The organism is Myxococcus qinghaiensis (genome assembly GCF_024198215.1).
In the GTDB taxonomy this organism is placed as follows: domain Bacteria; phylum Myxococcota; class Myxococcia; order Myxococcales; family Myxococcaceae; genus Myxococcus; species Myxococcus qinghaiensis.
Genome location: NZ_JAKCFA010000014.1, coordinates 1 through 12,243 on the forward strand (window position 1 = coordinate 1; position 12,243 = coordinate 12,243).

At 69.8% G+C, this 12,243-nt stretch carries 6 protein-coding genes and 1 pseudogene; 3 read left to right on the forward strand and 4 right to left on the reverse strand.

What is annotated here, in order from left to right:
- Positions 1 to 114, forward strand: a pseudogene (locus tag LZ199_RS25385) (IS5-like element ISRso1 family transposase); the annotation flags it as partial.
- Positions 115 to 674: 560 nt separating this feature from the next.
- Here the strand turns inward: LZ199_RS25385 and LZ199_RS25390 are convergent.
- Positions 675 to 2,111, reverse strand: a complete 1,437-nt coding sequence (locus tag LZ199_RS25390) for a glycoside hydrolase family 6 protein (RefSeq protein WP_253996339.1) — start codon at positions 2,109 to 2,111, stop codon at positions 675 to 677.
- 264 nt (positions 2,112 to 2,375) lie between these two features.
- Positions 2,376 to 3,689, reverse strand: a complete 1,314-nt coding sequence (locus LZ199_RS25395; RefSeq protein ID WP_253996340.1) for a sigma 54-interacting transcriptional regulator — start codon at positions 3,687 to 3,689, stop codon at positions 2,376 to 2,378.
- Between the two features lie 253 nt (positions 3,690 to 3,942).
- Between LZ199_RS25395 and LZ199_RS25400 the strand changes: the two genes are divergently transcribed.
- A complete protein-coding gene (locus LZ199_RS25400) occupies positions 3,943 to 5,268 on the forward strand; it encodes an ADYC domain-containing protein (protein WP_253996341.1) in 1,326 nt (441 codons plus the stop codon).
- 37 nt (positions 5,269 to 5,305) lie between these two features.
- Here LZ199_RS25400 and LZ199_RS25405 read toward each other — a convergent pair whose 3' ends face one another.
- Complete coding sequence (locus tag LZ199_RS25405; protein WP_253996342.1) at positions 5,306 to 8,488, reverse strand: serine/threonine-protein kinase; 3,183 nt, start codon at positions 8,486 to 8,488, stop codon at positions 5,306 to 5,308.
- A 130-nt stretch (positions 8,489 to 8,618) separates the two neighbouring features.
- Here LZ199_RS25405 and LZ199_RS25410 point away from each other — a divergent pair, with 130 nt between their 5' ends.
- On the forward strand, positions 8,619 to 10,391 hold the full coding sequence (locus tag LZ199_RS25410) for a HEAT repeat domain-containing protein (protein WP_253996343.1): 1,773 nt from the start codon (positions 8,619 to 8,621) through the stop codon (positions 10,389 to 10,391).
- Positions 10,392 to 10,552: 161 nt separating this feature from the next.
- Here the strand turns inward: LZ199_RS25410 and LZ199_RS25415 are convergent, their stop codons facing one another.
- Positions 10,553 to 12,226: an amidase gene (locus LZ199_RS25415; protein ID WP_253996344.1), complete on the reverse strand. Its 1,674-nt coding sequence runs from the start codon at positions 12,224 to 12,226 to the stop codon at positions 10,553 to 10,555.
- Positions 12,227 to 12,243: the final 17 nt, after the last annotated feature.

The window sequence follows — 12,243 nt, forward strand, 5'->3', positions numbered from 1 at the left end:
ACCAACGCGTGGCTGACGCGCCAGCGGCGACTGGCTCGCGACTACGAGCGTCACGAGCACTCGTCCGAAACCTTCATCCACATCGCGATGACCGGCCTCATGCTGCGCCGCCTCGCGTAGCGCTCCATTTCAACAGGCTCTCAGCACTTGTGGGAGCGAACCGAACAGTGACCTCTGTTCGAATCGCGCTACGTAATCTTGCTGAACAGGGGGAGGTAAGCAAACTCGACTCGGACACATGGCGTGGGGTCTCCCTCTCAATACCAGTACAGAGGCCTAAAACCTCCGAAGGAAAGTTCACCGAAGAGGAGTTGCTCCGCGCTCGCGCACGCCATGGCCCAATTTCGAGTTGCCCCAAATGCAACAAGGTCGGCGACATCGACACATTCTTTGGATGGCGCAGGCTAAAGCCAGAAGACATCGATCTTGTGCCTCAGTCGTGGTGCACCGAATGCCGGTGAGCCGATAGTCCGCAGGAAACGCAAATGGCCTGCGCAATGACCTCCAAAGTGGCACGGCTCCCAAACCGAGGAGCTCGCCCTTACAAGCTGGTTTCCCAGTCTTTGCTGTAGGATTTCACTGCAGCAGATCCGCGCAAAATTCTGGTTCGACGGGAGGAAACAGTATAGCTCCGCCCCGGGAGCAAGCGACGCTCCCGGAGCGACGATGTGGACTCAGGTCCCGTCGATGAGGCGGGTGGCGAGGTCGGGGCTGAACTGGCCCGCCGGAATCGACGGCGCGATGCCGCAGTTCCCGTCGGAGTCCCCGGGCACCTTCACCCACAAGAGCATCTCCGCGCCCCCGCCCACCTGCGACAGCGCGCCCAGCTTGCGGCCCGCGGGGTTGCACCACTCGCCATTGTGGCCGTTGCCGTTGCGGCTGGTGTCCACCACGAAGGGTTTGGTGTAGCCGTAGCGCGTGTTGAGCGAGCTGTTCACCGAGGCCCCGAACGTCGTCGACTGGGCCGTGGTGTAGAAGTTCGACACGTTCAGCGCGAAGCCCCGGATGTTGCGGACCCCGGCGGACTCCAGTCGCTGCGCCGTGGTGTCGGCGCCAATCCAATTGGCGTTGCCTCCATCCATATAGGCCCACGTGTTGGGAGCGCGGTCCCTCAGCTGCTCCGTCGCGTAGCGCAACAGGCCGAGCCGCGTCTGCCGCTCCGTCTCATTGGGCAGACAGTCGAGCTGGGCGAGCGCATCCGGCTCGATGATGACGATGGCCGGGCGGCTGCCCAGGCCCGTGACGAAGGCGGAGATCCACGTCCGGTAGGCCTCGGGGCTGCCCGCGCCTCCTCCCGAGTGGCTGCCGCAATCCCGCCCGGGGATGTTGTAGGCCACCAGCACCGGCAGCTTGTCCGCCGTGTCCGCGGCGGTGACGAAGCCGGACACCGCCGAGGCGATGTCTCCACTCCAGTTGCCGAACCAGCGCGCCCCCGGCTTGCTCGCGATGGACGACTGGATGCGCGCCGCGCGCGAGTCCCCGCCGTTGTTGCGCACCCAGTTGGCGGAGTTCGAGTTCGGGTCCACGTAGAAGCCGCTCGTCATCCCCACCGGCCCGGAGCCAGTGCCCCCGTCCTCCGTGGTGAGCGAGATGTTGTCCAGGTAGGCGGAGAAGGCACCCACGCCGCCGAGCTGGAATGTCACCTGCCCCGCCGTCGTGGCCACGTTGGACGTGAAGGGGAACGTGAAGGTGCGCGGCGTGCCGTCCAGGGTGATGTACTGGTCCAGCGGAGCGGTGTACGGCGCGGCCCCCAACTGCACCGTCGCCCTCACCCTCACGCTCGCCGACGCGGACGCGGTGAAGGACAGCGCGTACGCCCGGCCATTCACCAGGACGATGTTGTCCTGTCCCATGGGAGCGTCCCAGGGATTGGCGGGGCTCCCCGTGACGTTGACGCGCAGCCGTCCGTTCTCCACCACGGACTGCGTATTGGGGCCACTCCACCACGGCGCCACCGTCCCACCGCTGAAGGTGCCATTGACGACCAGCTCCGCGAGCGGCGAGGCCACCACGCCCTCGGTCTCTGTCTCCGTCTCGGGCCGCGCGGAGGGACCGCACGCGGACACCAGGGACGCCACCAGCACCCAACCCACTTGTCGATGCAGTTGCACGAAAGGATTCCTCCTGCCCGCTACCGGATGACAGGGATTGACGACCGGCGTGTCCCGGGCCCTTGGGCGAAGCACGACACCCTGCCAGTTTTTCCCTGGTTTACCAGCTCAAATACACACAAGCCCCGGCGCTGAATTCACTGACAAAATTTGCAAGCAGCCTGAAACAGCGCCGTCCATCCGGAGTGTAGACCTCCACGCTCGGCGGCGACGCCAGGGAATATCCAACACTCCGTCACGGAAACCCACGCACGGCGTGCGCCACTACTCCGGCTCGGGTGTCGTCTCCGCGCCGTCGAGCCCATGCTTGCGCAGCAACCGACGAAGCTGGGTTCGGTGCAGGCCCAGTGCGCGCGCCGTCGCGGAGACATTGCCACCCTGCTGACGCAGGGCCTCCTCCAGGCGGGCCCGCTCATGAAGCTCGGGCGCCTCCCCGCGCGGCTCCGCCCTGGGCTCGGGGCCGCTCTGAGGGGTGGCGCTCCCCGGGCCGAATGCGGTCCCCGCGCTGGGGCTCAGGTGTCGAGCCTCCACGCGGGTGGCCCCCTGGAGCTGCGCGCTCTGGATGGCGCCACGCAGTTCCACCAGCAACTCGCGGATGTTTCCCGGCCAGGGCCGCAGCAGACACTGCTCCACCAGGGAGACATGGAGCCCGAGCCCCGGGGCCACGCGCTCCGCCTCGCGCTGGAGCAGCAGGGGCAGTTCCTCGGGACGCTGGCGCAGGGGCGGCACCACCACCTCCGGGCGGCCCATGCGGAAGTACAGGTCCTCTCGAAGGCCCCCTCGAGCCACCAGGGCGCGCAGGTCCTTGTTGCTCGCGGAGCACAGGTGCACGTCCACCGTCTTCGCCCTGGAGGCGCCCAGGGGAAGCACCTCGCGCGTCTCCAGGGCCCGCAGCAGCTTGGCCTGGACGGACAGGTCCAGCTCCACCACCTCGTCGAGGAACAGCGTGCCGCCATCGGCGGCCTGCAGATACCCGTGGGCATCCGCCTCCGCGCCGGAGTACGCGCCGCGCCGGACACCAAAGAGCAGCCGCTCCGCGATGCCCTCGGGAATGGCGGCGCAGTTGACGGCGACGAAGGGGCCCTCGCGCCGGGGGCCGTGTTGATGGAAGGCGCGCGCCAGGCCCTCCTTGCCGGCGCCGCTCTCGCCATGGATGTGGAGGGAGAAGCCCAGCTCGGCCGCGCGAGTCACCTCCGCGAGCAGGCGCCGCCCACCGGGGCCCCGCACAAAGCCGTCCACCAGCACGACGCCGTGCTCCTCCAGGGGTCGCACGTCGAGGCTCGGGACGAAGAGCGAGTCCCCCATCCGCAGCACTGTGCGCACCTCGCGGGGCGCGCCGGGAGGGAGCGGCTCCCCATCCACCCAGGTCCCGTTCTGGCTTCCCAGGTCGACGGCCTGGAAGTGCTTCCCATCGAAGCGGACCTGGGCATGGCGGCGCGACATCCTCGGGTCCTGGACCTCGCCGAGCCGCGGGCCTCGTCCCAGCTCCAGCCCCTCGGGCGGTATCCGGAGCGCCACGGCCAGCGCCGTGCCTCCGCCGAAGAGGCGCACGAGGCCGGGAACGCGCGCGGCGTCCAAGGCCCCCGGCCCTCCTCCTTCAGCACTCGGCCGGAGCGTCGACCCGTCATGTTCCATGCCGTGCCATCATACGCCCCAGGCCGTGGCACACGGTGCCAGCGTTTGTGCCAGCCCTGGAGCGCCGTGGGCCCCGGGCGAGGACGCGCTCCCGAGGACGACGGGAATGTCGGGGGCCCGTTCGACCATGGCACGGCGCTCGCTATGGGGCGCCCGCACCGGCAAGACACCAGGGGGACACCACACCATGAGGAACATGACTGACGAATTCATAGCGCCCGCACGGGGCACCCACCGGACCACCGGCCCCATCCTGCTCGCGACGCTGACGCTCCTCGGCGCGAGTGCCTGCCTCAAGCCCCTCCAGCTCCCTCCGGACCCGAACCCCCAGCGGCCCGACGTGGGGGACAAGTACGTGACGGACTCGGAGACGAAGCTGCCCGTCACCCCGTGCAAGGGCGAGGACTGTCCGCCGCTGACGCCTGACGCGGCATCGCTGGCGCCGATGGAGTGCCCGACGGGGCAGTGCATCCCGGACAACTCGAACGGCCAGGGCATCTACATCGTCGAGGGGAGCGACTTCTGCTTCAAGCAGGGCACGGAGTCCCGATTCTGTCCGGAGGCCTTCGTCAACCGCGGGCCCGGAGACGTGGTGCTCAAGGGGAGGGACCGCCTGGTGGGCACGTCCTTCTACACCCCGACGCTCCGAGGGGTGCTGCCGGGAGAGCTCCAGCGCACGCCGCAGGGGGCGCCCGCCAGCTTCGTGGCGATTCACAGCATCCAGGGCAAGGGGGACCAGCTCGTCGTCAATTACTGTCATTCACACGTGAAGTGCAGCAAGCCGGAGGACATCCTGACGCTCCAGGGGGCAGCGCTCGCGGGCTTCACGTTCGACGTGCTCTTCCGGAACGTGCCGGACGAGGAGACGTACTTCGAGTTGCAGCTCATTCCGGTGGAAGCCGACCAACTCCTCCCTCCGTTCCGGCTCCAGAAGTACGAGGTCCGACACCGGCTGAGGGACCCCAACGGCAATCATCCGGCATGGACGAATCCCTGCGGAGGGACTTCTCGTGGCAGGGTGGGCATCCTGCCGGGCCGGGTGGTGGATGACATGAATGCCGCCGTCACCGCTGACGACAAGGTCACGACGCTGGGGTGTGAGTCCGGCGCCATCGTCACGTGCCTGGATTGGGGTTACAGCCCCTGGGGCTCCCAGACGGGGGCGGCCGACCCTCGGCGCGAGTTTGTCTATGGGTCCTGTCTCCAGGCGAAGCGCGCGGCGTATTTCGTGGGCAAGGGAGACCTCAAGAGCTACACGCTGACGGGCACGCGCATCCTCAAGCGCGACGAGTATGGCTTTGGGCGGGACACGGAGGGAGGCATCGAGCGCACCGACTTCCTGGAGGCCCTCTGGAGTCCGAAAGGCGCGGTCTGCCTGAATCCCGAGCACCTGCGTCACCCGGAGATTCCCCTGCATCCCGAGCATGGCCCCCGAATCGAGCGCTGTGAGGCACCACCGGGACAGCAGGTCCTCTGGCGAGACAACGCCAAGCTCTCCACGGGATTGCCTCCTCGACGCTGACGCGGGTTTCAACATGAGCGCAGGGGGTTGAGCTGGACTACAGCCGCTCGGCCCCCAGTGCACGTATCAGCCCGGCGTATTCGCGACGAAGCAAGGGATTGAGCTCCAGGGCTCGCGCGAGCGCGGCGTTGGCCTGACGGAGGCCTTCCGCCTGCGTGGAGCTCGCGCGGGCCTCCATGAACAGCAGTCCGGCACGCAGCGCCTGTACCTGCGCTTGATTCGGGTCGAGCCGCATCGCCAGCTCCACCTGTTTCAGCCCCTCGACCACGGTGGCTCGCGCTTCCAAGGGAGGCTGCGCCTCCGCCAGCTTCCACGATGCCCGCGCGAGCGACACATGGGCCTCATGATACGGATAGAGTTCCACGGCGCGCCGGGCCTCGGCACGAGCGCGTAGGAGCGCCTCCATCGCGCTCCTGCCCTGCCGACGGGCCCACTCCGCGTCCATCAAGTCCAGCCGCGAGCCCACCACGTGGCAATCCGCGCAACGCGAATCCAGGCGCAGCGCTTCCTCCAGGGCCCGTCGCCCTTCCCCCAAGGCAGTCGCGGGAGACTGCCCGTCGCGCACCGCCTGGGCCGCCCGCGACAGGTGCACCGACGCGACGTGGAAGTGGGTGCGCCCCGCCGTCGCGTTGATGCGCAGTGAGCGGCCCAGCGCTTCGAGCGCGCGGGTCAACGCGGGACTTGCGTCCCCGCCCAGCTCGATGAGGTACGAGGCGCGGGTCAGCTCCGCCAGCGCCACCTCGTTCAGCGCCGAGTAGAAACGACCATCCAGCGCGAGCGCTCCCTGCCCTGCCTCCAAGGCCCGCTCCACGTCCGGGCCCGGGTCCTCGCCTCGTGACAATGCATACGTCGCCAGCGCGTTGTGCAGCTCCGCCAGGTTCGAGTGCGCGAAGAGATACTTGGGGTCCGTGCGAAGCGCGAGCCGCAGGTGCTTCCCCGCGGCCTCGTACTCGGGACGAGGGTCCAGGCCGTGCTCGCGCTGATGGTTGCCCTTCCAGCGGTGCACGAGCGCCAGGTCATTGTGTCCCCAGGGATAGGCCAGCTCCAGCTCCAGCGCCCGCGTGAGCTGAGCCATGGCATCGTCCCACGACGCTTCCGGGTCTCCACCCTCGCGCGCGACCAGCAGCCCTCGCAGGAAGAGACTGAAGCCCAACGTGTCGTACGCGAGGACGTCCCGGGGCTCCAGCTCGATGGCACGCGAGGCGGAAGCAATGGCCTCTCCCAGCAGTCGCTTCGGCTCCTCGTTCCCCGCCTGGGGAGTCGCCGCGCGATAGGCATTCATCAACACCAGGGCGCGCTTCGTGTGCGCGGACGCACGTAAGGGCGACGCGACGAGCGCCCGCTCACACGCCGCCAGCGCCCGCTCCAGTGAGTCCTTCCGCGAGCGACCCTGCTTCCGGTCCAGGTCCGCCAGTTGGAGCCAGGCTTCCGCGAGCGCCTCGTGCCCCCGTGCATCGCTGCGCGCCAGCTCCAAAGCCTGCTCGTACCGGCGTGTCGCTTCCAGGAAGCCCGAGCGCGCGGCCTCATGGTCCCCACGTCCCAGCCGCTCCATGGCCCGCGCATGAGCCACGTCCGCCGCGAGCATCCGAGGCTCCAGCATCCACGGAGTCTCGGCCTCCGCCTTCGACGCGGCGGCCTCCGCCGCATCCAGATCCTGGCGATAGAACGCCATCCATCCCGCCAGGAGCCGGGGCGACTCCCCCGCGGCGCCCTGCCCCCGCTCCAGGGCGCGGAGGGCGGGCTGGAGGAGGTCCGCGTCCAGCGTCCGCGCATGCTCGGCCACCCACTCCGGCCCGCCCCGGCGTCGCGCCGTCTCCATCGCCAGCAGGTACAGGCCTCCCAGCGTCTTCCCCAGCGCCAGGTGCAGCTCGGGGGAGTCCAGACCCAGCCCCGCCGCACGGGTCAGCTCCTCGCGAGCCTGCTCCAGCTCGCCCATCGCCAGATGACCGCGCCCTCGCGCGTAGTGCACCAGCGACTCGCCATGCGCGCCCAGCGCGTGCGGTGTCGACGAGAGCTGGAGCATCCGCTCACGCACCAGTCGCTGCTCCGGACGCGTGTCATGCAGCGGTGCCATCAAGGCCGCGCGCATCAGCCACTCCACGTCCTTCACCTGCTGCCCCAGGTGCTCCGCGAGGCGGGCGCGTCCCTCGGACTGACTCCACGAGCGCACGCCCAGGGCGGACACGACGAGCACGCTCACCAGCGACACGGCGGAGACGGCGACGAGCGCCCGGTGCTTGCGCGCCCGTCGCAGCCACCGCGCGACGAGCCCCGGCCGCCGCGCGAGGATGGGCTCCCCATCCAGGTACCGGTCCAGGTCCTCCGCCAGCGCGCGCGCCGAGGCATATCGGCGCGCAGGGTCCTTGTTGAGACACGTCAGGACGATGGTCTCCAGGTCCCCCGCCACCTCCGGCACGCGCAGGCGTGGAGGAGCCACGTCCTCGTGCAGCACCTGGTGCAGCGTGCCCACGGACGTGGTGTCCCGGAACGGCGGCGCGCCCGTCAACAGCTCGTACAGCGTGGCGCCCAGCCCGTAGACATCCGTGCGCCGGTCGACGGCGGTCCGGTCTCCACGCGCCTGCTCGGGCGCCATGTACGACGGCGTGCCCAGCACCGCGCCTGTCCGCGTGAGCCCCTGCTCCAGGTCCGCGTCATGGGCCAGGCCGAAGTCCATCACCACCGGGAACCAGCGCCGCGCCTCTTGCCTCTCCACCAGGATGTTGGCGGGCTTGAGGTCGCGGTGGATGACGCCCAGCCGATGCGCCTCGTGCATCGCCGAGGCGACCTCCCGCATCACCTGGACCTTCTCGGCCAGCGTCATGTCGGGCGCCACGCTGTCCAGCCGGGTGCCCTCCACGAGCTGCATCGCGATGAAGTCCCGCGCCCCCACGCGGCCCACCTCGTACACCCGGCAGACATGGGGATGGACGATGCGCGCCTGCGCTCGGGCCTCCTGGAGGAAGCGCATCGTCCGGTCCGGGTCCGCCTCCCGCACGAACTTGAGCGCCACGAAGCGACCCAGCCGCCGGTCCCTCGCCTTGTAGACCTCCCCCATCCCCCCGCGCCCCAGCAGCTCCAGTGAGTCGAAGCGCTCGCCCAACGACGTCTCCGCCGTCCCCAGGGCCGGAGCGTGCGCGCGGTGCTCCTCCAGCGCCTCGCTGCCGTCCATCGTGGGCCCGTCGTCCCCTGCCCGGCGCCCCGCGTCTCCCCGTTCCGACATGCCGCCATGCTAACCGGCCCCCGCCGTGCGCGGGCCCGTCCCGCCTCTCCAGCGTCATGCTCCGGGTGTAGGCTGCCCTCGCCCATCGCGGCGGGCCTGGCACCCCTCCGCGAGTCTCGGAGGTCTGGACTTGAGCGTCGCCCTCATCATCGCCCTCAGCACCACGCTGGCCCTCGGCACCGCGCCAGCGCCGGGCACCGCTCCGGCGACTGGCACCGCTCCAGCGACTGGCGCGCGCGAGCCGCTCGCGGACCTCCTGGAGCGCTTCCAGGACGTCGCGGGCCCGGACGAAGAAGAAGGCGAAGCTTCAGGAATTGACAAGGACAAGCAGGCCCTGGCCACGGCCATCCAGGCGTATGGCGCCACCGCCATTCCTCCGCTGCTCGCCATGCTCACCAGCGAGAAGGAGACCGTGCGGGAGCTGGCGGCCTACACCCTGTCCGAAATCGACGGGCTCACCGACGACCACCTGGATGCGCTCATCGAAGGTTGGGAGCGGGGCACGGGCTGGATTGAACGGGCCGTGGGCCGTGTGGGGACACCGCGCGCCCTGAGCGTGCTCGTGGAGACCCTCCATGAATATCCCTCCTCCCGGAATCAGCTCACCGGCGCCCTCGTCATGGCGGGAGGCAAGGGAGCCCTCGCGCTCGTGGAGTCACTGCGCGCCGCCAGTCCCCGCAAGCCGGCGTTCGTCGACAGCGCCTGTCAGATTATGCGGGAGATGGAGCAGGAGGCAGGTGCCGCCATCGAGCCGCTCCTCGCGGTGGCGGAGGCGGCGAAGCCCCACATCAAGAACCGTGGCCACGCCGTACGGCTGGTGGGATGCCTGGGCTTCATGGCGCAACCCGTGGCGCCACGGCTGGAGCAACTCCGCGCCAAGACACCCCGCCTGCGCAACGACATTGGCGCGGCGCTCACGAACATCGTCCCCGAGCTGAAGGCGGCGCTCTTCGCCCAGCACCTGCGCACCACACCTGGCATCCCCCTGTTGCGGGAGCTGGCGGCGCTCCGTGAAAACGGACGCGGGGCCGGCGCGGTCCTGGTCGAGCTGCAGTCCCACGCCAACTGGGAGCTTCGCGTCGCGGCGGTTCGCGCCATGGGCTACCTCCAGTACACGGAGGCGACCGAGCTGCTCATCTCCCTGCTCGAGGACACGAAGGACTGGCGGCGGGTCTTCGTTTCGGTCGAGGCGCTTGGAAGGTTCAAGGAGCCGCGAGCCATCGACCCGCTCGAACGGGTCGCGAAGACGCACTGGTATCCCTACGTCCGCAAGGCGGCGCTGCACGCCATCCAGGTCATCCGGGGCGAGGCCACGTACACCGAGCAGACACACTTCCCCTCGGAGTTCCTCGCCTACCGGTACTCGGAATACGACACACCTGACGCAGTCGAGCCGCCCTTCTTCCCGGGAAGCGATGAGCTCTCCGCCGAGGCCCTCAAGCCGCTGTCGTACACGATGAAGATTCCCGCCCGCGAGGACAGGCGCGCGTCCACCCAGAAGCTGGGGGCGGGCTGCGGCTTGCGTGTCGCCAACGGCTACCTGCTGGGCTCGGACCGGGGAGAGTGGGGAGGCGAGCTGGTCCACCAAACCGCGAAGGGCGCCACCACGGTGCTGCTGAAGGAGAACATCCGGTCACTCCACCGCATCGGCGACACGCTCGTCGCCGTCGCGGGGCTGGCCCACCTCTCCAGTCATCACGGCATGCTCTACCGGGTCATCCCCAAGGGAGACTCCTACGTGGCCGAGCCCTGGCGAACGCTGCCCGGTGCTCCCAAGGTGGCCGGGACGATGGAAGACGGCCGACTGTTCGTCTCCTGCGCGGGCGGCGACATCATCGTCACCGCTGACGGCACCCTGGAGATGTCGACGCGGGAGAGCCGACGCGCCAGGCCCGCGAAGTAACACGCACCCACGCAGCGCGCCGCCCAGGCCACGAAGCGAGGCAGACACACGCGGCCTGCGCTCCACCTCAGCGCAACGCGGCGCGGAGTCACACTCGCTCACGCGGCGCGCCGCCTCACCCGGGCCATCGAGCGAGGCGGACACACAGCCCGCGCTCCAGCTCAGCGCAAGGCAGTGACGTGGATGGCGGGAGTGCGCGCCTCCGTCGCACGCTCCACCACGCGGCCCAGGCGCAGCAGCAGGTGCTCCTCATACGGACGCCCCATGAGCTGGACGCCCACCGGCAGCCCCGCGCGGTCGAAGCCGGCCGGGACGGACAGCGCCGGGAAGCCCGTCAGGTTCCCCTCGCGCACGAAGCGCATCAGCGCATCCACCACGGGCAGGTTGGACTCGCCATCTGGCAGCGTCCCCTCCGGGATGAGCGGCGCGGTGGTCGCCGTCGACGGCGTGACGATGACGTCCACGCCCGCCATGACCGCCAGCAGCTCACGCGTCAGCCGGTGGCGGTGGCGCAGCGCATGAATCAGGTCCGTGGCGCGGAAGTGCCGGCCGATGGCCAGGTTGGTCCGCGAGTCGAGCCCGAAGTCCGACGCGTTGGCGCGCGAGTGCGGCAGCATCGACTCGGCCATCTCGCTCAGGATGATGCAGCTGTGCGTCCACAGCACCGTGTTCAAGTCCGGCGCGGGAATCTCCACCACCGTCGCGCCCGCGTCGGTGAGGGCACGCACCGCTTCCTTGCAGCGCGCCACCACGTCCGGCGAGGCATCCTCGAAGTAGGGCCAGCAGATGCCCAGCCGCACCCCTGTCAGGTCCGCGCGCTCGTAACCGGACAGGTGATGCGGCGGCTGCGTCTGGGCAACCAGATCCTTGCCATCGGGCCCGGCCAGCAGCGCATACATCGCCGCGACGTCGTCGACGGTGAGCCCCATGGGCCCGACGTGGCCCACGTTCCAACACAGCGGCGGTACGCCCGTCTCGGGGATGCGACCCCACGTCGCCTTGAGGCCGACGATGCCGCACAGCGCCGCCGGGATTCGGATGGAGCCTCCACCGTCCGCGCCAATGCTCAGCGGACACAGCCCCGCGGCGACGACGGCGGCGGAGCCACTGGAGCTGCCTCCGGTGATGTGTCCCCGGTTCCACGGGTTGCGCGCGGCGCCGTGGTGCGGATTCAACCCGATGGGGTTGATGCCAATCTCATTCATGTTGGCCTTGCCCAGCAGCAGCGCCCCCGCGGCCCTCAGGCGCGCGGCCACCGTGGAGTCCACCGTGGCCACCTGGTTGCGGAACCGCGTGCCCAGCGTCGTGGGGAAGCCCGCCAGGTCCACCTCGTCCTTGAGCACCACGGGCACGCCGTCCAGCACACTCAGTGGACGTCCGGCGCGCAGGCGCTCGGCGGAGGCCTCGGCGGCGCGGAGCACCTCGTCCGGCTTGCGCGCGATGAACCAGCCCGTCCGCGCCTCGCCGCGCTCCAGCCGGTCGATGGCCTCGTTCAACCGGCGCGCCACGGCGACGGGGTCCACGCCGCCCTCCCGGTAGGCGCGAGCGAAAGAGGCCACCGTCTCGCGCTCCGGCGTCACGGCCTGCGCGGCGATGGCGCGCGCGGCCTGCTCTTGAGGGGACTGGGCTTCCGTGGCGGGCGTGCCGTGCGGCAGCGGAAACTGGAGCGGCGGCGCGTCCCCCGCGGACAGCTCGCGCCACGACGAGATTCCACTGTCCCGCACCAGCTTCTCCAGCACGGGCGCGCCGACCCCACTCTCCAGGGTGTTGACGAATGCCTTGAGCGCCAGCCCCGACACGCGGGGCGCCTTCACTGGATTGCGTTGGTAGGCCATGCGTCCAGCCTACTCGG

Excerpts from the sequence above, each read along its gene's own strand:
- LZ199_RS25400 (WP_253996341.1), top strand. The coding sequence starts at position 3,943 with ATGACTGACGAATTCATAGCGCCCGCACGGGGCACCCACCGGACCACC.
- LZ199_RS25405 (WP_253996342.1), bottom strand. The coding sequence starts at position 8,488 with ATGTCGGAACGGGGAGACGCGGGGCGCCGGGCAGGGGACGACGGGCCC.
- LZ199_RS25415 (WP_253996344.1), bottom strand. The coding sequence starts at position 12,226 with ATGGCCTACCAACGCAATCCAGTGAAGGCGCCCCGCGTGTCGGGGCTG.